Here is a 22,212-nt window from a genome sequence, read left to right as displayed (position 1 = left end):
AAAGGCGTGTCCTAAAAAAGAGCAGCATGAGCCAATGAGCGCCCATGCTGCTTTTTTATGGGTCGGTCTACATACCGTACTTCAGGATGCAGTAGATCGCCCGGAAGCCATCGCGCCAACCGATCTTCTTTCCTTCCTGGTAGGTACGCCCGTAATAACTGATACCGACTTCGTAAATCCGGATGCCCGGAATGCGGCTGATCTTGGCCGTTACTTCCGGCTCGAAGCCGAACCGCTGCTCCCGCAGAACGAGCGATTGTAACTGCCGGGTACGGAACAGCTTGTAGCAGGTCTCCATATCCGTCAGGTTCAGGTTGTTGAAGGCATTGCTGAGGGTGGTCAGAAACTTGTTGCCCAGCGTATGCCAGAAAAAGAGGATGCGGTGGGGCTTACTTCCCTGAAACCGACTGCCGTAGACTACGTCCGCGAAGCCATCGAGAATGGGTTGCAGTAATTCGTTGTATTCCCGGGGATCATACTCAAGATCTGCGTCCTGAATGATGAGGTACTCTCCCGTTGCCAGGCGGATACCGGTATGCAGGGCGGCACCCTTTCCGAGATTTTGGGGATGGCGGTGGTAGCGAATGTTCAGATCGGGGTTCTGCCGGACATAGCGATCGATGGCCCCTTCGGTATCGTCGGTGGAGCAGTCATTGATAATCAGAATTTCCTTTTGCAGATTACCGATCAACTCCACGGCTTTCACCCGATCGAGGATGCGGTGAATGGTTGCCGCTTCATTAAAGGCGGGTACAACGATAGAAAGCGTGGAAGCAGGTTTCACATTATGCGTACAAGAGCGCGATGAGTAGCAGAACTACGAATAACTTGCCGCAAAGCTCGTCAAATTTCATAAAACGGATATCAGATAGTTGATTGTTACTAGGTAGCCCATGCCGGGGCCCAAACCCCTTGCATTCGGTGCGTAAACGGCGGGGTAAGGGACCATGTTCGGCAAAGATTCGTCCTTAACACTTAACCCCGGGAGACGCTGTAAGCCCGTTCTTTTGACGCGAAATTGAGCGATGGCGAACACGGGTACCGTAGTTTTGCGGTCTATGGACCTGATCCTTTTCGCCAAAGCGCTCCACGTTATCGGATTCGTCAGCTGGTTCGCCGGACTCTTCTTTCTGGGCCGGCTGTTGGTGAATCACGCCGAGACGGATCGGCTGCCTAGTGACGGTGCACCGGACGGTGCCTTACGGGCGGAAATTCTCCAACGGGAATACATCGGGATGGAAGACCGGGTGTATCGGATCATTACCAACCCTGCCATGATGGTTACCTGGACTGGTGGGTTAGTGATGGTTGCCGTAAATCCCGACTATTTCATCAGTGGGACGCCCGGTTGGCTTGCGGTCAAACTAGCGGCCGTAGTCGGGCTGACGGTCTACCAGGTGTATACCAAACGAAAATTGATGCTACCGATGCGCTCCGGCGAACGCCCCTTCTCGACCTGGCAGCTACGGTTGTGGAATGAGGTCCCCACGTTCTTTCTGGTAAGTATCGTATTTATAGTGATTTACGGCAAAGTCGGTGAGCTAAGTTATCTGTACCTTGGAATCGGTGTATTGCTCTTCTGCCTATTGGTGTACCGCGGGGCCGTAGCTTACCGCAACCGTCGGGCATCCACCGAATAACTTAGACCCGTAACTAACTACAACAGGAATGATCCATTTGGGTATAATTGAAGACGAGCCGATCATGCTCGCCAGTGTCGAGGAATGCTTCGAGGGCAACCGGGAAGTCCGGGTAGAATTGGCAGCGACCAGCGTAGAAGAGTTTTTGACCCGCTTGCCAGCCAGTAGCCCACTGAACACGCTACTCCTTGACATTATGCTGCCGGGAATGAACGGCATCGCCGGAATTCCCAAGCTGCTGGAGCGCTGGCCGGCAATGGACATCATCATGCTGACCAACAGCGATGAGAGCGATAACATCTTCCGGGCGTTGCAGGCGGGGGCCGTGGGGTACATCTCGAAGCGACGGGTCAACCCCACCATTATCCGCGACGCGGTGCACACCGTAAACCGGGGAGGTAGCTACATGAGCCCCAGTATCGCCCGGCAGGTAGTGGCCTTCCACAATCAGCAGCGCAAAAAGTCGACCGTCAACGTAGCCGACCAACTGACGTCGCGGCAACTCGAAATCGTACAGGGCCTGGTAGACAACCTGAGCTACCGTGAGATCGGCGAGCGGCTGGACATCAGCATCGAAACCGTCCGCGACCACATCAAGAATATTTACCGCAAACTGCAGGTGAACTCCAAAATGGAGGTAGTACACAAAAAACTGAAGGGGGAAATATGAATGGGAGGCCGGTCTGGCTTTGAAACGCTGATTCTGCGTATACTGGAGGGAAATTACCGGTCGGAGCGCTTCCTTCGACCGATCAGCATTCGGTTTACCCGTTTAGCGTTCGATCATGACAACAGCTACCATTGCTTACCTAGGTGAATTCATCGGCACCGCCATCCTCATTCTGCTCGGTAACGGCGTAGTGGCCAACGTGCTGCTGGACAAAACCAAGGGGCACGACGGCGGTCTTATTTCGATCACCTTCGCCTGGGCCATTGCCGTATTCACGGCGGTATTTATTACGGCTCCCCTTTCCGGGGCCCACCTGAATCCGGCGGTTACGCTCGGGCTGGCATGGGCGGGGAAATTTTCCTGGGCACTGGTACCGGGATACTTCCTGACGCAGGTTGCCGGGGCCTTCGTCGGTCAAGCGCTGGTGATCCTGGCCTACCGGGACCACTACCGTGCCACGGACGACCCGGGGAAAATACTGGCGACCTTCAGTACCGATCCGGCCATTCCGAATGCGGTATCCAATGTCCTCACCGAAGCGATCGGAACCTTCGTGCTCGTCTTTGCCGTGCTCTACATCACCGGACCTAAATTCGGTGAGGACGCGGGAAGTCTCGGTGCATTAGATGCCCTGCCCGTAGCCCTGGTCGTACTGGGTATCGGTCTGAGCCTGGGCGGACCGACCGGCTACGCCATCAATCCGGCCCGCGATCTCGGGCCGCGCGTTGCCCATGCCACCCTACCGCTCTCGAATAAGGGCGATAGCAACTGGTCGTACGCGTGGATCCCGGTGGTCGGGCCCATGCTCGGGGCAACTGCGGCAGCGGCACTCTGGCATCTGGTGCCGGTAGCGCTGTAACCTGTCCTAGGTATCGAAGCGGACGCGGAAGGAGATACCGCCTTCGGCTTTCACGTCGGCGTAAGAATAATTTTCGAAATAGAACCTGGTCGGAGTGTAGGAAAGATACGGCTCGATGGACATCGAGGAATGGCGCGACAGCTCGAATTCGTAGCCAATGAAGCCGGTAACGGTCTGCTTGGCGAAGGTGCGATACTCGGGGTTGGCGCTCCCGTTTATGAAACTGTTTTCAATCCAGGGATCGCCGATCCAGCGGTTGAGTACGCCACCGACTCCGATGAGAAAGCGGTCGTTCTTTTTCATAAAATTGGTTCGGGCCACGATGGCGCCGGGCATCTCGATGGCGTAGTACGTCACCTTGTTTTCTCCCATCGCTATTTCGTCGGTCTCCTCGAAGCGGCGCTCCACTTCGTAGTAATGCCGGCGGACGGCAACGTTCATGCCGCCGCGGAGGTAGATGTTCGGGATCAGCTCGTATTCCAAATAGCCTCCCAGACTGGCGGATGCAGCCATCCCGGACTTGCCGGTGGTCAGCTTTTTATCGCGGCTTGATTTAGGCGTGGACATGATATAATTCACCTCCGGAGAGAGATGGAATCCATACGATAGCCTAGTCTGCGCCCCGAGTGGGCTAAACTGTAATCCAAGAAAAAACACGAATACGGTAGAATAGCGTAGCAATTGCCGCATAGAGGCAGGAGTTTTTTGGGAAGAATGAATGTCTTCCTTCTAACTCACAACTAACTTTCCTTAGTACGATGTTAAGAGTTTTCGACGGCCCGGCGAAGGCGCGCCCCGATCAGTTGTCGAAGCGAATCCTTACGGCAATCCCACCCTGTACGCGGTTGGCACTGATGGTTTCTGTCTCAAACAGGAATTCGGTAGGGGAATAAGAGAGGTAAGGCTCGATGCCGATGACAAAGCGGTCGGACAGGTAATGATCGTAGCCAATAAAAAAATTCACGGAGCGGTGCGCTTCCCGGATGTACGACCGATCGGCGCTTCCGGGCAGAAAATCCGTTTTCACCTGCGGATCGCCTACCCAGCGGTCAGCTACCCCACCCAAGCCCACAAGAAAGCGGTCGTTGTTCGGTAAATAAGGGAAACGGTAAAGGATCGCTAACGGAACCTCAATGGCGGTATACACGATACGGTTTTGCCCGTAAGAAACATCCCCTCGTTCGGGCAGCCCGCGAGAAACGGCGTAGCTGTACCGCTTTCGGCTGTAGTTGAGTCCGCCCCGTACATACAGGCCACCCAACACTTCATACTCTAAATACGCGCCAAGAAAGTATCCGACTGCGGTTCCGGCTTCCCCGATGGTCTGAATGCGGGACAACTCGCTCTGCCGAGGTTCGGACCCCACGAAGTTAACTTCGGGACCACCCACTACGCCCAGATCGAGCCGCTGTTGGGCGGTAACCGTCGAAATAGGTGAAAACAGGAAGAATAGCGCGCTAAAAATGATTGACCAATTCAAATATTGGTTGGGCATTCTGCGAATTTTGGATGGGGTCGTTCTACCAGTGCAACAAGTCACCCTTCCAATAGATGTAAACGGAGGCGGCTTTACCGGAAAATTAAATGTTAAAGATTGAATTGTCCATACATAGGCTTGAATAGCCCATCCAAGCCGGAAGTGTACCTTCCGCTCAGAAAGTCCCTACCATGCACCTTACTCGGCACCTGCTTCCCATAGCCTTGCTACTCGCAGCATCCCTATCCGCCCAGGATTTACGGGTGGAGCCCCCGAACTGGTGGACCGGCATGCACGACACTACCCTGCAACTCCTCGTTCATGGCGCGGAGGTGGGAGCCCTGCAGGTCGAAGTGGAAGCCGAGGGCGTAGCCGTGACCGCTACCCACTCCGCCGACAGCCCCAATTACCTCTTTGTGGACCTAGCGATTTCGCCGAACGCACCGGCCCGGGAAATCGAACTACGCTTTACGCGGAATGGCCGGCTCGTCCAATCCCACGCTTACCCCATCCAGGCCCGCGCCCGCGACCCGGAGTCCTTTGCGGGTTTCACTTCCGCGGACGCGATCTACCTTATCACCCCCGACCGCTTCGCCAACGCCGTGCCGGAAAACGACTCGGTAGCCGGTATGCGGGAAGGGCTCGTGGACCGCACCGCCGGATTCGCCCGCCACGGCGGCGATCTCCGGGGCATCACCGACCGCTTGGATTACGTCGCTGATATGGGCTTCACCGCCGTCTGGCCCAGTCCAGTGCTGGAAAACGATATGCCTGGATGGTCCTACCACGGTTACGCCATCACCGATTACTACGCCGTGGATCCCCGTTTCGGCACCCTGAAAGATTACATCGACCTGGCCGAAGCCGCCCGGGAGCGGGGCATCAAACTCATCATGGACCAGGTCGTCAATCACTGCGGGTCCGGGCACTGGTGGATGGAGGATCTGCCCTTCTCCGACTGGCTGAATTTCCAGGACAACCCCGAGGTGACCAATCATCGACGGACCGTCCACCAGGACCCCTACGCCGCCGAGGTCGACCATGAGCTGATGATCGGCGGTTGGTTCGTTCCCACCATGCCCGACCTCAACCAGCGCAATCCCTTCCTGGCCCGCTACCTGATCCAGCACAGCATCTGGTGGGTAGAGACGCTCGGATTGGGCGGCGTTCGCCAGGACACCTACCCCTACCCCGACGCCGATTTCCTGACCGAATGGTCGTGCCGGATCATGAACGAATACCCCGACTTCTCCATCGTCGGCGAGGAATGGTCGTACGAACCGGCCATCGTTGCCTATTGGCAGCGCGGTAAGGAAAACAGTGACGGGTATCGTTCGTGCCTGCCGAGCGTCATGGACTTCCCCCAGCAAGCGGCGCTGATCGCCGCACTCCAGGAAGAAGAGGGTTGGGACCGCGGACTCATCAAACTCTACGAGGCCCTGGCCATGGACTTCCTCTACGCCGACCCGCTTTCCGTAATGGTCTTTGCCGAAAACCACGACATGGACCGGCTGGCCACCCAACTCGACGGGGACGTGGCCGCCATCAAGATGGCCCTGACCTACTTAGCCACCGTGCGGGGCATCCCCCAGTTTTATTATGGGTCGGAAGTGCTGCTGAATAATGACGGGGCGCCCGGAGACCACGGGGTGATCCGCGCCGACATGCCCGGCGGCTGGGCGGACGATGCCGTCAGTGCCTTTTCCGGTTCGGGATTATCGGCCGAGCAACGGGAAGTGCAGGCCTACCTGAGACAACTGCTTCGCTGGCGGAAGGACCAGGCGGTCATCGCCCGGGGCCGTACGCTGCACTTCGCCCCTCAGGACGGAGTGTACGTCTACGGCCGACTCGACGACGACGGCGGGCGGGTAGCGGTAATCCTAAACAAAAACACGTCGGAGGTAACGTTGCCGCTCGACCGCTACCGGGAGCTCTTCGGTTCCGCCACTACCGGGGAAACCCTCGACGGGGAGGTACACCAACTGTCCGGCGGCCTGACCGTACCGGCCCGCGCGGCCACGGTATTGATCCTCCGCTAAGCCGGCGGCACAAATCACTTTCGCCGGTGTTAAGGGGATGGAAAGAGCTGGTCCGTACTGCTTCCACCGGGATCTTTATTCCCGCGCTCCGGCGCCCAAACCACCGCATATGACAACCGCCGACATACCAGGCCGCCGGGAAGGCAGCCACCACGATACGGTAAGCATGCACTGCCTCGATAGCGGCGCCGGACAAGCCTTCGAGCAGCTCAGCACCCGGCTGTACGAAATCGATCGTTGGAAAGAACTGAACGATGGCATCCGTACGGAATTTCGGCTATGCGGCGATAGTGGCGAGCCCGTGCAGCGACCACCGCGGCCCGGCGACTTCATCCGAATCGACCTGGTGGGGCCGGGTAGTCCTTCGGGGGCCGGCTACGACTGGGTGCGAATCACGGCCATCAACGCGGGAGAAGTACCCACCCCCTGGGCGTCCCTGACCATTACCCCATGCGCCAATCCGGCAGGCAACGACCGGACCATCGCCCACTTCTACGCGGAAGGAGCCACCAACACTTTTATCGTCAGGCAAATCGGCCAGTGCGTAACGGCCGAGGTGCACGGGCGGAACGAGCGGCCGAACGTGCACGACGGGCCGGTGCTCGACCGGCTGCGGAACGAAGCGGTAGCCCTGGCGGGTAAGGTCGGCATCAGTAAAATGCAGTGGCAAGACTGGACCGACGGGATGGTCTCAGTTGTCGAGGCGGAGGCGAACGGATAGTCCGCTTTCCAGGAAAATTTTCGAGCGACTGGCGGTTTCCAGAAGAAACTCGCTGGGCACGTAGGTCAAGTAGGGTTCGAAACTCAGTACGAAGGCCCGGGAAACCGGATGCTCGTAGCCGCCGAACACGGTGAAAGTGTGCTTGGCTACCGAGACGGGCTCATCTACCGTACCCTTCCGAAAAAACCGCGTGCGGAAGGTCGGGGCGCCGTTCCACCGGTTGAGCGTAGTACCGACCCCGATGAGGTAGCGGTTGTCGTGGCGGAGGTAGTCGAAGTGGTAGACCAGCGAAACCGGCACTTCGATGCTCGCGTAGGCGATGCGATTGTGCCCTTCGACTACTTCACCGGTCTCCGTGAAGGTCCGTTTGACGGTATAGTGGTTGCGTTTGTACGAGAAGTCAACCCCACCCCGGGCGGACCAGCCGGGGGCGAACTCGTATTCCAGGTAGCCGCCGCCGCCGAAACCTACGGCCAGGCCGTCTTCACCGACCGTCGGAATGGTCGTCTGGCGCAGATCGGCGGGTGACGAGGTGATGTAGCGAACCTGGGGCGTCAGGTGAACGCCTACGTCGAGAGGAGACTGGGCGCCCCCCCGAAAGGAGGTACTCAACAGACCGAGGAGCAAGAAAAATTTTGCGCCGAAGCGCAGGTGCGATGTCATTCAGGTAGGATTAGAAGCAAGCTATAAAACCCCCGGGCAGCCGGGGTTGTGCGGTATTCCTAGACGGAGAATCGTTAAAAGGTCACGTAGGGAGGCCGACTTCCCGCAAAAGCCTGACGGGGGGCGAACAATTTAGTAATCGGCTGAACCGTATATTTGCGGCCCCTTTCGCAGGCCCGGGTCTGGGAGGCCCCGACGGCGAAAGGTTTCACCATCTTCTTCAACGTGGTGGTCCGCCCGATTCCGACGGCGGCACCGCCGGAACCTAAATTCTTTACTATGCAAGGCAAGGGACTTATCAAGTTTTTCCTTGTGGTCATGATCCTCGTGACGGTTGCACAGTACCTCTTCGTCATCCCCACCAACGCGGTGGAAAATGACGCGGACGAGTACGCGCAAAACCTCACGGGAGAAGACTCAGGCGAAGCTTACCGCATTGCTCGCGCGTCCTATCTGGACAGCATTTCCGACCAGGAGGTCTTCCGACTTCCGCTCATTAAATCGTACACCTACCAGGATCTCAAGGCCCAACAGCTGGCCCTCGGCCTGGACCTAAAGGGCGGCATGTCCGTCGTCCTCCAGGTGGATCTCCGGGAGTTCCTCCGAACCCTGGCCCGCAATACCAAGGACCCCACCTTTGAAGAAGCCCTCAATGCAGCCTCCCAAGCTCAGCAAACCGCCGACGCCGACTTTATCGAGCTATTCGGCGACGCCTGGATGGAACGCGCCGGCGACCAACAGCTGGCCACCATCTTCGGCCGGAACGACGCCCTGCGCGACCAGATCGGCATCAACACCTCCGACGCCGAGGTGCTCCGCATCCTGCGGGAAAAAGCCAACGAAACGGTCAATTTGACGTACGTCATGCTGCGCAAGCGGATCGACGAACTCGGCGTGGTGCAACCGAACGTCAGCCTCGACGCCGAGCGCGACCTCATCCTGGTCGAATTACCGGGAGTCGAGAACCCCGAGCGGGCGCGCAGCTTCCTGCAAGCTGCCGCCAACCTGGAATTCTACGACGTCGTTAACATCGACCAGGCCAGCGTCAACGCCCTGATCCAGGCCGATGAATTGCTGGCCCGCCGGCAAGCATTGGCGCAAGGCCAGGACAGCGCCGACTTCTCCACCACGGAGATCGTGCTGGACACCATCTACGCCACGGACGCTGACGGCAACCTGCTGCCCGACAGCATTGCCTCCGTCGAGGAGCGCGAGGTGCCCCGGCAGACGGCCGGCCCGCTGTTCAGCGTCCTGACGCCCAACCAGGGTAACCTGGGCCCGGCGGTGGTCGGCGTAGCCACGGCGGGTGACCGCGCTGCGGTAACCAACTACCTCAGCGACCCGGAGATCGCCCGCCTCTTCCCCCGCAACGCCATTTACCGCTGGGCGGATCGGCCGCTCGACTTCGGCGACCAGGGCGGTGACGCGGTGGAGCTGTACCCGCTTTACCAACTGAACCTCCCCCGCGGCGGCGAAGCGCCCCTGACCGGCGAGTACGTGACCCGGGCCAGCAGCGGCCCCGATCCGAACGGCCAGGTCGCCGTCAACCTCAGCATGAACTCCGAGGGCAGCCGCATCTGGGCCCGCATGACCACCGAAGCCGCCAATGCCGGCAACCGCCAGGTGGCGATCGTGCTGGATAGCCAGGTGGTATCCGCTCCCCGCGTGAACGGCGCGATTACCGGCGGAAGCACCAGCATTACCGGCGACTTCACCGTACAGGAAGCCACCGACCTCGCCAATATCCTGCAGGTAGGCCGCTTGCCCGCCCGTACGGAGATCATCCAGGAAAGCATCGTCGGCCCCTCGCTGGGTGAGGCCAACATCACCAGCTCCATTACGGCGCTGCTGATCGGTTTTAGCCTCGTGCTCGCCTTCATGCTGTTCTACTACGGTGGAGCGGGTATCGTAGCCATCATTTCGCTGCTGCTTAACCTGGTATTCATCTTCGGCGCCCTGGCTAGCCTAGGAACCGTACTGACCCTGCCGGGCATCGCGGGCATCCTGCTGACCATCGGTATGGCGGTAGACGCGAACGTAATCATTTACGAGCGGGTGCGGGAGGAACTGCGCACGGGCAAAACGGTGCCCCAGGCCGTCCGGGATGGTTTCGGCAATTCCTACAGCGCGATCATCGACGCCAACGTGACCACCATTCTGGTTGCTACCGTACTGGCCTGGTTCGGCCTCGGCCCGATCAAGGGCTTTGCCGTCGTGCTGATCGTGGGTGTCTTGGCTTCGGTGTTCACGGCCGTACTGGTGGGTCGCCTCCTGGTGGATTACTGGGTCGAAAAGAAGGGCACGATGACCTTCTGGACGGGCGGTAGCAAGGACCTATTTGCCGATGTGAATATCGACTGGCTCAGCAAGCGGAAAGCCGCCTATACCTTCAGCGGCATTCTGGTGGCACTGTCCATCGTGGCTATCCTGGTCCGTGGCTTCGACCTCGGGGTCGACTTCAAGGGGGGCTACAGCTACACCGTCGTTCTGGAGGAGAACGTCACCGCCCAGGAACTGCGTACCAGTCTGGAAGGTCCCTTCCAGGGTACCCCGACCATCAAATCGGTAGACACGGATAATACCTACAACATCGTCACCAACTACCTGGTGAACGAAACCGGCCTGATCGACGACCAGGAGCCGCAGGATATCGTACTGGCAGCCCTCTACGAAGGCGTAGTGGAAGCGACCGGTAATACCGCCCTGACCCTGGAAGAATTCGGCAATATCGAATCCGACGGTGGAACGCACATCACCAGCGTTAGCAAGGTAGGGCCAACGATCGCCGACGACATCAAGCGCTCGGCGCTATGGGCCGGCGTGATCGCCCTGCTGGGCATCTTCCTGTACCTGCTGCTCCGCTTCAAGGGCAAACGCTTCTCAACGGGTGCGGTAGTCGCCCTTTTTCACGATTCCATCATTACGCTGGGTATTTTTGCGGCATGCTGGGGCTGGATCGGCTTCAACATGGAGGTCGACCAGGCCTTCATCGCCGCCATCCTGACCGTGATCGGTTATTCCATCAACGATACCGTGATCGTATTCGACCGGATCCGGGAGTATCTGAACAACCACGTCAGCCAGGATAAGAAGACCATGATCAACCTGGCCGTCAACAGTACGATCAGCCGGACGGTCATGACGTCCTTCACGACTATACTGGTGGTGTTCGTGCTGTTCCTCTTCGGGGGAGCGAGCATCAAGGGCTTCGCCTTTGCCCTGCTGGTGGGTATCGTGGTCGGTACGTATTCTTCGATTTTCATTGCTACCCCTATCGTGTACGACCTGACAGACGAGCAGGAAGTCAAGACGGTGAAGACCGAAGCAGAATCACCCGTAACTACGTAGGCACTGCTGACCTCCCACAGCATGGCTGATTGAAACCCCGCCAGGACTTGTTTCCTGGCGGGGTTTTTCGTTGGTCCGCATCCTCACCGGTCGCCTACCGCGTACGGCGACACTTCGACGTGTTGTCCTTCCCGGTAAGCGGAAAAGTACGAGGCCCTCAACGCGTGCTTCCACCGCCGACCGCCAGTTCGCCACCTATCCCACCGCGACAACCATCTTTTCCCTATACTTGCCACCGTAAAAAATCATGCAACGAATGGCAAGGAAATTAAGAATGGGAATGGTAGGTGGCGGACGTGGCGCCTTCATCGGTGGTGTACACCGCATAGCCGCGGCGATCGATCAGCAGATCGAGTTGGTGTGTGGCGCGTTCAGCTCGGATCCGGAGAAATCCCGTTTAAGCGGAGAGGATTTTTATCTCCCACCGAACCGGGTCTACGGATCGTACGAGCAGATGATCCTAAAGGAGAAGGAGCTTCCCGAGGGAGAGCGGATGGATTTCATTTCCATCGTCACGCCCAACCACGTTCACTTCGGTCCGGCCAAGCTGGCGCTGCAGAACGGCTTCCACGTCGTTTGCGATAAGCCCCTGGCCTTCAGTGTCGACGAGGCGCGGGAATTGGTAGCTCTGGTGAACGAAACGGGATTGGTATTTGCCCTGACGCACAACTATACCGGCTACCCGATGGTCAAACAGGCCAAAGCGATGGTGCGCGACGGCAAACTCGGCAAGATCCGCAAGATCGTAGTCGAATACCCCCAGGGATGGTTGGCGGATAAGAAGGAAGCCACGGACAACAAACAGGCCAGCTGGCGCAGCGACCCCAGCAAATCCGGCCTTGGCGGTGCCATGGGCGATATCGGCACCCACGCCGAGAACCTGGCGGAATACGTCACCGGCCTGAAGGTAACCGAAGTCTGCGCCGACCTGACCAGCTACGTCGAAGGCCGCCAACTGGACGACGACGCCAACATCCTGCTTCACTTCGAGGACGGAGCCAAAGGCCTGTTGCATTGTTCCCAGATTGCCGTAGGTGAGGAAAACGGCCTCAACATCCGCGTATGGGGCGAAACCGGCGGCCTGGAATGGCACCAGCAAGAACCGAACACCCTGATCTACAAACGGCACGAGCAACCCGCTATCCACTACCGTACCGGCGTCGGTGAACTGGACCCCGCCGCGGTGGCCGCCCAGCGTGTACCGCCCCCCGGCCATCCGGAGGGTTACCTGGAAGCATTCGCCAACATCTACAAAAACTTCGCCGCCACCCTGCGGGCCCGCATGGAAGGACGGCAACCTACCGAAATCGAAGCGGACTTCCCTACCGTGGAGGACGGACTACGCGGCATGCGCTTCGTGGAGGTCGTGGTGGAGAACTCGCGTCGCTCCGAGAAGTGGAGTAAGTTGTAATACGGTAGTCGGCTGCCTTCGCCTTCCGGGGTAGTAGTTTAGTCGCTCCCCGCGACCGCGGGGAGCGACTAAAGAACTAACCGCGACCGAAGGGAGCGACTAAAGAACTAACCGCGACCGAAGGGAGCGACTACCGCACCAACTCCTTCTGCAGATCTTCCAGCTCCACCCCCTTCGTCTCCGGCATCAGGAAATAAACGAATAGCAACTGCCCCACCATGAAGCAGGCGAAAACCGCGAAAATGGCCGCCTGACCGAACGTAGCCGCCAGGAAAGGAAAGTTGCCCCCGATGATGGCGGCAAAAATCCAGTGCGTAGTACTGCCTAGGGAAGCACCTAGCCCCCTGACCTCATTGCCGAAGATTTCGCTGATGAATACCCAAATGACCGCTCCCTGTCCGATGGCGTGGCTGGCGATGAAAACGAATAGCCAGATGGGCACGGTCAACCCCTCCAGGTTATCGGTGTAAAAGGCCCAGGAGACCGCGGAGAGGGAGATAATATAACCGAATGATCCGAGGTACATCAGCGTTTTGCGTCCGCTGCGGTCGATAAGGTACATCCCGATGAAGGTGAAAATTACGTTTACCACACCGATACCCACCGACGAAAGGAAGGCACTTTCCGTGCCCAGATTCGCGGCTTCGAAGATGCGGGGCGCGTAGTAGATCACCGCGTTGATGCCGGATACCTGGTTGAAAAAGGCAAACAGGAAGGCGTACAGGATCGGCCGATTGTACTTCCCGCTGAAGAATTTTGCCAGCGCGACCTTTTCCCGGGTCGTATTGGACTGCTCGATCTTACGCAATTCCTCGTTGGCGGTGGCCGGATTGATGCGCATCAGTACATCCAGCGCCTCCGCCCGGTTTCCCCCCTTAGTGAGCAGCCACCGGGGGCTGCGCGGGACGAAAAAGAGCAGGATCAGGAACAACAGTGCCGGCGCCACTTCTACCCCCAGCATCAACCGCCAGTCGATGGTAACTGTGGCGTTCACGATCAGGTAGTTACTGAAGTAGGCTACCAGGATACCGAGGACCAGGTTGAGCTGAAAGGCCGCAACCAGCTGTCCTCGCTGCCCGGCCGGTGCTACTTCCGTGATGTACATGGGGGCAACCACGGAGCTGGCCCCAACCCCGAGTCCGCCGAGGAAGCGAAAGATATTGAGTTGCAGGGGGTCCGCCGCCAGCGCCGAACCGGCCGCGGAAACGAGGTAAAGCACCGCAATGGCGATGAGCGTAGCCCTGCGCCCAAAGCGGTCGGCCGGCACCCCGCCGAAGATCGCTCCGATAATGGTGCCGTAAAGGGCCATGGCCACGATCTGACCGATGGCCAGGTCGCTCAGGCCGAATTCCGCCTGGATGGCTTTCTCCGCTCCGCTGATGACGGCCGTGTCGAAACCAAAAAGAAAGCCGCCCAGCGCGACGGTGATGGCCCAAGTCCAGACCCGTGCTGTATTCATGATCGATGATTTTACTAATCCCGCCCAGACCGGCGGTGCGGAAAGATAAGCCTAGGCCGTCGGGATACCGGAATAAGCGCCCTTGGTCAGCCACGGACGGTAAAGCGCGGCGCCCACGTAAAGTAGGGTGTTGAGGATAACCCCCGCCACCGGAAAGCCCGGCATCTGTAGCCATTCGAACGCGATGACGCCCCCGAGGTAACTCGCCATCAGCAGGATGCCCAGCAGTCGCGTCCGCGGGATGGCCATGACCACGACCGTGCCGATCTCCACGATGGCCAACAGCGGTAGGTTCGACCCCATGGATTCCACGACTTCCGGTGGTGGGGCGAAAAGTTTCATCATCCCGCTGGCGAAGAGCGCCAGACCAACCAGGCCTACCAGGATCAACCCGATGGTTTCTTTTTTCATGATCGCAAAGTTTCGAGCAACTTACACCGATTCTTCCGTTTCGCGGCGAAAAATATGCGGTCTGCCGGGCCAAGGAAATAGGTTACCGCGGGCGATGCATTCCTTACGGTTCCGACAATGCCGGACGTTATTCCACCGGGGAAAGGACGAAGGTGAGCGGTTGAAGGATGGCACGGCCCCGCACCCGCGCGCCGGCGCCCTCCAACGAATCGGCCGCAACGGGAGCCATGGAAAGGCGGTAGCTACCTTCCTGCGCCAACTCCCAACCCGCCATGCGAAAGTACGGAAGGGCCGTACTGAGCTCGCTCTCGTCGGCCTCGTCGGGAATTTGCAGGGTGGCCGGCTCCGTTACCTGCGACAGCAAATCCTCGGGCCAGGAGCGCTCCACCTCCACGTAGGGATACACCTGCACCCAGAAAAACATCACCGTGAGCATGCCGGAAAGGATGGAACCACCCAGCGCGAAATTCCGGCGGTCGCCGAAGATGCCCAATACCGCCAACAGACTGAAGATCCAGTAGGCGGCGGCCATGCCCAGAGCGGCCCGGAAGCCCCCGCCGGGAAAGGAGATCGCCCCGCCCGTAAGCAGCAAGAACGCGCCGATGAAGGCCACTACCAACTGAACCACCGAAGTGGCCCGCACGAAATCCTTCCACGGGTAGTTCGGTTCGCTGAAGTACAGCTGCATTTGCTTACCGGCGAGCAGCGCGACGAGGTACATAAACAACAGCGACTGGGCCAGTAGGGTGACGACCATCGCCATGCCGACGATCATGGAAAACTGTTCGAAATTGCGGGCTTTGAAGATGAGGTCGCGGAAGCCGGCAATTACCCACCCCGCCAGCGGCAGCATACCGAGCAGGCCGTAGTAGAGCAGGTCCAATACGCGGCTGTCTTCCTGACCGTAATACCAGTAAGTGTTCGCTCCCTGGGGGCCCTGCACGAGCAACACCAGCATGCTGATCCCGACCGCCACGCCGGCCGGGGTAGTCCAGGAGTAGTCCGTACGTTGGAAGACCGCCAGCACCACCACCATCATGGAAAGCAGCAGGGTGGAAACCGGAGCGGCAATGGCTGCCAGCAGCACGAACACCCCGAAGGCGTAGATCTTCCGCTGGTCTTTCGCCAGCGCGTACAGCAGCAACGACCAGAGCATGCCGGCGTGGCCCAGCAACGCCAGGGTATCGGCCGTGGCGACCTTGCCGAAGAACGGCAGGAACAAGGAAGCCCCGGCGCAAAGGAGCGCCAACTGGCTGACCTGGGTGCCGAACAAGCGGCTCGTCCACCGATACGTAAAGAATGCGGCCAGCACCAGCCAGAAGGCCGAGAGCATGCGGGGGAACAGGAAGCGGGAATCGGGGTCGTCGGAAAGCGCGTCGCCCAGGGGCAGCAGGACGTGGTTGATCGAGGCGGGCAGGTAGTCGCCCCAGCCGGCATCCAGGGCCCGGGCCAGGGCAAAGCCTTCCCCTCCGGGCCAGGCGGTCATCACGTCCAGTTGGACGAGGAGGGCGGCCAGGAAGAAGAAGCAGCACGCCCAGACGAAGAAACGCCACTGGCTCGACGCCGGAACCGGACCGGGGTTAGGGGACTGACTTACGCTGGCCTTGCGACGTTTTTTTCTACTCACCGGGTAATGCGTTCGCCGTTCTTAAGCAGAAATTCCTCGGCCAGGCTGAGGAAGTTTTTCGCCCCTCGGCTACCGGCATTGATCATTACGACGGGGAGGTGCATATTCGGGGCCTCGCTGATGCGGGCGTTGCGGTGGATGATGGTCTTGAAGGCTTCGTCGCCGAAGGTATCCCGTACCGAATCCACCACCATATTCGCCAGGCGCAGCCGCTGGTCGTACATACTCAGCAGGATACCCTCGATTTCCAGCTTCGGATTTAGCTGTTTCTGCACGAGCTGAATGGTACTCTGCAGCTTGGTCAGGCCCTCCAGGGCGAAATACTCGCACTGCACGGGAATGAGCACCGAGTCGGCCGCCGTCAGGGCGTTGATGGTCAGTAACCCCAGGCTCGGCAGGCAATCGATGAGAATATAATCGTAATGCCGGCGCAACGGCTCGATAATGCTGTTGCGCATCACGTCTTCCCGGCGGAAGCGGTTGATCAGCTCGACCTCCGCCCCGACCAGGTTGATGCTGGAGGGGACGATGTGGAGGTTTGGCGTCTCCGTCTCGTAAACGACCTCGTTGACGTCGAGGCCGTTGATCAGCACCTCGTAAATGCTGGCTTCCAGGTCTTCGGCGGGTATGCCAACCCCGCTGGTCGCATTGGCCTGCGGGTCGGCATCGACGATGAGGACTTTACGTTCCAGAATGGCCAGGGACGCCCCTAGATTAATGGTAGTGGTGGTTTTCCCCACCCCCCCTTTCTGGTTCGCAATTGCAACTACTTTGCCCATGGCGGCGAAGGTAATGAATTAGCCGCGCTACTTCATGAGCGGGGGGCGCCGGGGCGCGGGTGCGGGGCGGACCCCATGCACGACAGCAAAACTTCAACTACCTTTGTCCTCCCGCGTTACCTACCCCAATACGTAACCCCGCGAACTATGGCACGCAAAGGCCGCAAGATGATTTTTAAGACGCCTGAGGAGATCGAACGTAGCCGCAAGGCCTGCCAGTTGGTGTGCGATACCCTCACCGAGGTAGCCAAAATGCTTCGCCCCGGCCTGAGCGGAAAGGAAATTGACGCCTTCGCCGAAACGTACATCCGGGATCACGGCGCGGTACCTGGTTTCAAAGGACTGTACGGCTGCCCCTCTACCCTGCTGGTATCGCGCAACGAAGAGGTCGTTCACGGCCTACCGAACGAGCACCAGATTTTTGAGGACGGGGATATTCTCTCCATCGATTGTGGTACGGTCGTCGACGAGTTCTACGGCGATGCGGCCTATACCTTCTGCGTTGGCGACGTGACCGAACCCATCATGGACCTCTGCCGCCGAACCAAACACAGCCTTTACCTGGGCATCGACGCCGCCCGGCAAGGCAACCGGGTAGGCGATATCAGCCACGCGGTCCAGCACTACACCGAACGGGAATGTGGCTACGGAGCCGTACGGGAGTTGGTCGGCCACGGTTTGGGCCGCAGCCTGCACGAAGCCCCCGACGTACCGAATTTCGGCAAGCGTGGCCGGGGACCCGTCCTAAAGGCCGGCCTGATTATCGCGATCGAACCGATGATCACCCTGGGCAAACGCAGCGTGGTGAGTCGGGCGGACGGCTGGACCATCATTACCGTCGACGGCAGCCCGGCGGCCCACTACGAGCACAGCATCGCCATCCGGCCCGACGGCGAACCAGCCGACCTGATGAGCGATCACCGCCCCATCGAGGAGGCCATTCGCCGGAACGACAACCTTAAATACGTCGATAACCTCGACGAGGCGCTGGTGGCGGTCTATCAACCGGTGGAGGTAATCCGGTAGGCGAGCTATCCTTTTGCTTCGGCGCGGGGGGTTGGCAAGGTCGTCCCTGGTCAGATCCACAGGACGGTGAAGCGGTAACCGATCGGCAGCGAATCAGTAAAGCTGGCGGTTACCTACTTATTTTCAACTACTTAGGGGGTAAAAACCTTTACCTAGGGAAAATAGCTCCGTAAACCATTTGGGCGGATAAGAAAATAATCTTACCTTTGCCCTCCGAAATTTAAAACATGTCCAAAAAAGACCTGATCAAGCAGGATGGCGTGATTGAAGAGGCCCTCTCGAACGCGATGTTCCGGGTACGGCTAGAAAACGACCACGAAATCAAGGCGACGATCTCCGGCAAGATGCGGATGCACTACATCAAAATTCTTCCCGGTGATAAGGTAGCTGTAGAGATGAGTCCGTACGACCTGAGTCGCGGACGCATCACTTACCGTTACAAATAGCCTTCGGACTGCCGCTGGTCGTAAATTAACCTTACTATGAAAGTCAGACCCTCCGTCAAAAAGCGTTCGGCCGATTGCAAGATTGTGCGTCGCAAGGGAAAAGTCTACATTATTAACAAAAAGAACCCGAAGTTCAAGCAACGTCAGGGATAAGCTAAGCTAGAGTTACTATGGCAAGAATTGCAGGAGTAGATCTGCCGCGTAACAAGCGCGGCATCGTCAGTCTTACTTACGTCTTTGGCGTAGGGGATACCCGCGCTGCGGAGATTCTCCAGCGCGCCGGTGTCGAACAGGATACCAAGGTGCAGGACTGGACCGACGAAGATATCCGGACCATTTCCAACCTCATCACCAACGAATACAAGGTGGAAGGTGATCTGCGTACCGAAGTACAAACGAATATCAAGCGCCTGATGGACATCGGCTGTTACCGTGGCCTCCGTCACCGTAAGGGTCTTCCCCTCCGCGGACAGCGTACCCAAACCAACGCCCGTACCCGTAAGGGTAAGCGTAAGACCGTAGCGAACAAGAAAAAAGCGACTAAGTAATGGCCAAAAGACAGGCAGGCAGCCGCGTAGTTAAGAAGCGCAAAGTAAAAGTAGACAACGAAGGGCTGGTATACATCCAGGCTTCGTTTAATAACATCATTATTTCGATCACCAACAAGGCCGGTGACGTCATCAGCTGGGGTAGCGCCGGTAAGGAGAAATTCCGCGGCAGCAAGAAAAGCACTCCCTATGCCGCCCAGGTCGCTTCCGGCAACGCCGCCCGCGTAGCTTACGAAGCCGGTCTACGCGTCGTCGAGGTATACGTTAAGGGCCCGGGTAGCGGTCGTGAGGCAGCTATCCGCGCCATCGACGGTGCCGGTATCCGTGTAGCTAAGATCAAGGACGTAACCCCCATGCCGCACAACGGCTGCCGTCCGCCCAAGCGTCGTCGCGTCTAAGCGACCTTGCTTTTTCCGGGCTTGGTGAGCCACCGCGTTGCGGACTTCACCAAGATACTACTCTGTTTCCCGTTCCGGAGGAGACGATTCAGTAACCTTTCAACATCCCCGTCACTATGGCTAGATATACTGGCCCCAAGGCTAAAAAAGCCCGCGCATTGGGCGAGCCCATTTTTGGCTACAGCCGCGCGTTCGAGCGTAAAAAATACAAGCCCGGCCAACACGGTAACAGCCGTGGCCGCCGCCGTCAGCCCTCTGACTATAAGCTCCAGCTCACCGAAAAGCAGAAAGCCAAGTACACCTACGGTGTATTGGAACGGCAGTTCCTCAACCTGTTCAAGAGTGCCGCCGCTTCGCGGGGTATTACCGGTGAATTGTTACTGCAATACCTGGAGGCCCGCCTGGACAATGTCGTGTTCCGTCTCGGACTGGCTCCTACTCGTCGCGCTGCCCGTCAGCTGGTGTCGCACCGCCACATCATGCTCAACGGCCGCCTCAATAATATTCCCTCCACCCAACTTCGTCCCGGCGACGTGATCTCCGTACGCGGTAAATCTCAGGGGCTGGAGGTGATTCGCGAAACGATGAGCGGTCGCAATGACGTCCGCAACTACGGATGGCTTTCGTTCAATCAGGAAAAGATGGAAGGAACCTTCATCGATTACCCCGAGCGCGAGAATATCCCCGAGAAGATCAACACCCAGTTGATCGTCGAGCTTTACTCGAAGTAATTTGGATGAGGGGTGGCCGGACGCCACCGCGGACCGTCGGTCACCCCTTTTCTTAGCCCTGATTCGGCCCACCGCCGGTTAGGGCCAACTAATTTTATATCCCTGGTGTTGTTGCCCCGGTCATTCGCGGACATAAAGCACTCCAAGTCAGTAAATAAAGTATGAGCAGTATCCTAAATTTCCAGAAGCCGGATAAGATCACGATGCAGAAGTCGGACGACTTCCACGGCAACTTTGAATTTAAACCCCTGGAACCCGGGTTCGGCCAAACCATCGGCAACTCCCTGCGTCGCGTGCTCCTGAGCAGCCTTGAGGGTTTTGCCATTTCCGCCGTACGTATCGCCGGTGTCGATCACGAATTCGGAACCATCCGTGGGGTTGTGGAAGACGTGGTGGAAATTATTCTCAACCTCAAGCAGGTCCGTCTCAAGCAAACCATCGAGAACGACGACATGGAGGAGGAGAAGATCTACCTCACCATCAGTGGCAAGGAGCAATTTACCGCTGCGGATATCGACGAGCATACCAATGTTTTCAAGGTGATGAACCCCGACCTGGTGCTGTGTACCATGGAACCCTTCGTCAACCTGGAAGTCGAACTGACCGTGACCAAGGGCTACGGCTACATTCCCGCAGACGACAACCTGCCGAAGAACGCTCCGATCGGCGTCATTCCCGTCGATGCCATCTATACCCCGATCAAGAACGTTGCCTACCGCGTGGAATCTACCCGCGTTGGTCAGCGTACCGACTATGAGAACCTGATTCTCGAAGTCAAGACCGACGGTACCATCCACCCGGAGGATGCCGTTCGCGAAGCCGCCCGTATCCTGATTCAGCACCTGATGCTGATCACCGACGAGCCGATCGAGTTCCAGAGCACCGGTGCCCGCGAAGAAACCATCGTCGACGAGCACATCCTGCACATGCGCAAGCTGCTCAAGACAAGCCTCGAAGACCTCGACCTGTCGGTACGTGCCTACAACTGCCTCAAGGCCGCCAAGATCAACAGCCTCGGCGAACTCGTTCGCTACGACACCCACGAACTGCTCAAGTTCCGCAACTTCGGTAAGAAGTCGCTCGTCGAGATCGAAGAGCTCCTCGTGGAGAAAGGCCTGACCTTCGGTATGGACCTTAGCAAGTACAAGCTGGACGAAGAGTAGCGCGAAGCGCTTTTATTAGTCTGTTAGTTCTTTAGTCTTTTAGTTGGCCCCGCTAACCGGTGAAGCCAACTAACAGACTAACAGACTAACAGACTACCTCCGCGCTCCGCGCGGCCCGGGTCATCCGCAAGGATGTAGTTTTTATCCAAAACAACCTCGGCAAATTACCCCTCCCCCTCGCGGTTGCCCGATCCGCATACGAGCGTGAGGTGTGTGTTGCCGGCAAATTTTCCTGACATGCGTCACGGTAAGAAATTTAACCACTTGGGTCGCAAGACCGCCCACCGGAAGGCTCTGCTGCGTAACCTCACGATCGCGCTGATCACGCATAAGCGGATCAATACGACGTTGGCCAAGGCCAAAGCCCTGCGTACTTACGCCGAGCCCATCATAACGCGCGCCAAGACCAACGATACCCACAACCGGCGTACCGTATTTAGCTACCTGCAGAATAAAGAGGCCGTAATGGAGCTGTTCAGCACGGTGGCCGATAAGATCGGGGATCGCCCGGGGGGGTACCTCCGCGTCATCAAAACTGGCTCCCGCCTGGGTGACGGTGCCGAGACCGCCATGATCGAGTTCGTCGACTTCAACGAGGTCTACAACAAGGATGAAGCCAAGTCGAAAGGACGCACCCGCCGTAGCCGCCGCCGCGGTAAAGGGGGCAGCAACGACGCCGCTACCGCTACCAACAACCAAAATACCGAAACGGCCGCCGCAGCTACCGCCGCCGCAGCTACTGCCGCTACCAGCGAAACCAAGGAAGGAAACGAGGAAGAATAAGCCCTTCCCCTTC

Annotated in this window: 23 protein-coding genes; 15 read left to right on the top strand and 8 right to left on the bottom strand. The window is 58.4% G+C overall.

Annotated features, from left to right (window positions below; genetic code table 11):
* Positions 1 to 67 precede the first annotated feature (67 nt).
* Positions 68 to 784, bottom strand: coding sequence for a glycosyltransferase family 2 protein (locus CLV84_RS06220; RefSeq protein WP_104418855.1), 717 nt, complete (start codon positions 782 to 784; stop codon positions 68 to 70).
* A 274-nt stretch (positions 785 to 1,058) separates the two neighbouring features.
* Between CLV84_RS06220 and CLV84_RS06215 the strand changes: the two genes are divergently transcribed.
* From CLV84_RS06215 to CLV84_RS06205, 3 genes are all read left to right on the top strand, one after another.
* On the top strand, positions 1,059 to 1,640 hold the full coding sequence (locus tag CLV84_RS06215) for a CopD family protein (RefSeq protein ID WP_104418854.1): 582 nt from the start codon (positions 1,059 to 1,061) through the stop codon (positions 1,638 to 1,640).
* A 28-nt stretch (positions 1,641 to 1,668) separates the two neighbouring features.
* The gene (locus CLV84_RS06210; protein ID WP_104418853.1) at positions 1,669 to 2,310 is read left to right on the top strand and encodes a response regulator transcription factor; all 642 of its coding nucleotides are present in this window, start codon (positions 1,669 to 1,671) and stop codon (positions 2,308 to 2,310) included.
* 115 nt (positions 2,311 to 2,425) lie between these two features.
* Entirely contained in the window at positions 2,426 to 3,169 is a 744-nt protein-coding gene (locus tag CLV84_RS06205; RefSeq protein ID WP_104418852.1) for an MIP/aquaporin family protein, read from the top strand.
* Between the two features lie 6 nt (positions 3,170 to 3,175).
* On the opposite strand, the gene CLV84_RS06200 is transcribed toward CLV84_RS06205, so the two are convergent.
* Positions 3,176 to 3,736, bottom strand: coding sequence for a hypothetical protein (locus tag CLV84_RS06200; protein WP_146088735.1), 561 nt, complete (start codon positions 3,734 to 3,736; stop codon positions 3,176 to 3,178).
* A 232-nt stretch (positions 3,737 to 3,968) separates the two neighbouring features.
* Positions 3,969 to 4,664, bottom strand: a complete 696-nt coding sequence (locus CLV84_RS06195) for a hypothetical protein (RefSeq protein WP_104418850.1) — start codon at positions 4,662 to 4,664, stop codon at positions 3,969 to 3,971.
* A gap of 173 nt (positions 4,665 to 4,837) precedes the next feature.
* Between CLV84_RS06195 and CLV84_RS06190 the strand changes: the two genes are divergently transcribed.
* A complete protein-coding gene (locus CLV84_RS06190; RefSeq protein ID WP_104418849.1) occupies positions 4,838 to 6,685 on the top strand; it encodes a glycoside hydrolase family 13 protein in 1,848 nt (615 codons plus the stop codon).
* Positions 6,686 to 6,794: 109 nt separating this feature from the next.
* Positions 6,795 to 7,406, top strand: a complete 612-nt coding sequence (locus CLV84_RS06185; protein WP_104418848.1) for a hypothetical protein — start codon at positions 6,795 to 6,797, stop codon at positions 7,404 to 7,406.
* On the opposite strand, the gene CLV84_RS06180 is transcribed toward CLV84_RS06185, so the two are convergent.
* Positions 7,377 to 8,069, bottom strand: a complete 693-nt coding sequence (locus CLV84_RS06180) for a hypothetical protein (protein WP_104418847.1) — start codon at positions 8,067 to 8,069, stop codon at positions 7,377 to 7,379. The genes CLV84_RS06185 and CLV84_RS06180 overlap by 30 nt on opposite strands.
* A 279-nt stretch (positions 8,070 to 8,348) precedes the next feature.
* Between CLV84_RS06180 and secDF the strand changes: the two genes are divergently transcribed.
* Positions 8,349 to 11,417, top strand: coding sequence for a protein translocase subunit SecDF (gene secDF / locus CLV84_RS06175; protein WP_104419524.1), 3,069 nt, complete (start codon positions 8,349 to 8,351; stop codon positions 11,415 to 11,417).
* A 256-nt stretch (positions 11,418 to 11,673) separates the two neighbouring features.
* Entirely contained in the window at positions 11,674 to 12,828 is a 1,155-nt protein-coding gene (locus CLV84_RS06170) for a Gfo/Idh/MocA family protein (RefSeq protein WP_170067592.1), read from the top strand.
* Positions 12,829 to 12,958: 130 nt separating this feature from the next.
* Here the strand turns inward: CLV84_RS06170 and CLV84_RS06165 are convergent, their stop codons facing one another.
* The 4 genes from CLV84_RS06165 to CLV84_RS06150 form a co-directional block, all read right to left on the bottom strand.
* Positions 12,959 to 14,287: a sugar porter family MFS transporter gene (locus CLV84_RS06165; protein ID WP_104418845.1), complete on the bottom strand. Its 1,329-nt coding sequence runs from the start codon at positions 14,285 to 14,287 to the stop codon at positions 12,959 to 12,961.
* A 51-nt stretch (positions 14,288 to 14,338) separates the two neighbouring features.
* Positions 14,339 to 14,698: a hypothetical protein gene (locus tag CLV84_RS06160; RefSeq protein ID WP_104418844.1), complete on the bottom strand. Its 360-nt coding sequence runs from the start codon at positions 14,696 to 14,698 to the stop codon at positions 14,339 to 14,341.
* Positions 14,699 to 14,825: 127 nt separating this feature from the next.
* Positions 14,826 to 16,325, bottom strand: a complete 1,500-nt coding sequence (locus CLV84_RS06155; protein ID WP_104418843.1) for an ArnT family glycosyltransferase — start codon at positions 16,323 to 16,325, stop codon at positions 14,826 to 14,828.
* Positions 16,322 to 17,104: a ParA family protein gene (locus tag CLV84_RS06150; RefSeq protein WP_104418842.1), complete on the bottom strand. Its 783-nt coding sequence runs from the start codon at positions 17,102 to 17,104 to the stop codon at positions 16,322 to 16,324. Before CLV84_RS06150 ends, CLV84_RS06155 begins: the two co-directional genes overlap by 4 nt.
* A 147-nt stretch (positions 17,105 to 17,251) precedes the next feature.
* Between CLV84_RS06150 and map the strand changes: the two genes are divergently transcribed.
* The 8 genes from map (at position 17,252) to rplQ (ending at position 22,199) form a co-directional block, all read left to right on the top strand.
* Positions 17,252 to 18,130, top strand: a complete 879-nt coding sequence (gene map / locus CLV84_RS06145; protein ID WP_211295182.1) for a type I methionyl aminopeptidase — start codon at positions 17,252 to 17,254, stop codon at positions 18,128 to 18,130.
* A 227-nt stretch (positions 18,131 to 18,357) separates the two neighbouring features.
* Entirely contained in the window at positions 18,358 to 18,576 is a 219-nt protein-coding gene (gene infA, locus CLV84_RS06140; protein WP_099105792.1) for a translation initiation factor IF-1, read from the top strand.
* 36 nt (positions 18,577 to 18,612) lie between these two features.
* A complete protein-coding gene (gene ykgO, locus CLV84_RS06135; RefSeq protein WP_072010990.1) occupies positions 18,613 to 18,729 on the top strand; it encodes a type B 50S ribosomal protein L36 in 117 nt (38 codons plus the stop codon).
* A gap of 17 nt (positions 18,730 to 18,746) precedes the next feature.
* On the top strand, positions 18,747 to 19,124 hold the full coding sequence (rpsM, locus tag CLV84_RS06130) for a 30S ribosomal protein S13 (protein WP_104418841.1): 378 nt from the start codon (positions 18,747 to 18,749) through the stop codon (positions 19,122 to 19,124).
* A complete protein-coding gene (gene rpsK / locus CLV84_RS06125) occupies positions 19,124 to 19,522 on the top strand; it encodes a 30S ribosomal protein S11 (protein WP_104418840.1) in 399 nt (132 codons plus the stop codon). The genes rpsM and rpsK overlap by 1 nt, the downstream gene beginning before the upstream one ends.
* A 116-nt stretch (positions 19,523 to 19,638) precedes the next feature.
* Positions 19,639 to 20,253 carry a 30S ribosomal protein S4 gene (gene rpsD / locus CLV84_RS06120; RefSeq protein WP_104418839.1) on the top strand — a complete coding sequence of 205 codons (615 nt, stop codon included), beginning with the start codon at positions 19,639 to 19,641 and terminating at the stop codon, positions 20,251 to 20,253.
* 161 nt (positions 20,254 to 20,414) lie between these two features.
* The gene (locus CLV84_RS06115; protein ID WP_104418838.1) at positions 20,415 to 21,416 is read left to right on the top strand and encodes a DNA-directed RNA polymerase subunit alpha; all 1,002 of its coding nucleotides are present in this window, start codon (positions 20,415 to 20,417) and stop codon (positions 21,414 to 21,416) included.
* Between the two features lie 237 nt (positions 21,417 to 21,653).
* Positions 21,654 to 22,199 carry a 50S ribosomal protein L17 gene (gene rplQ / locus CLV84_RS22290; RefSeq protein ID WP_104418837.1) on the top strand — a complete coding sequence of 182 codons (546 nt, stop codon included), beginning with the start codon at positions 21,654 to 21,656 and terminating at the stop codon, positions 22,197 to 22,199.
* Positions 22,200 to 22,212: the final 13 nt, after the last annotated feature.

Source organism: Neolewinella xylanilytica (genome assembly GCF_002934605.1).
GTDB classification, from domain to species: domain Bacteria; phylum Bacteroidota; class Bacteroidia; order Chitinophagales; family Saprospiraceae; genus Neolewinella; species Neolewinella xylanilytica.
The sequence above is the reverse complement of the archived record's forward strand: the minus strand, read 5'-3'. Positions and strand labels throughout refer to the sequence as shown.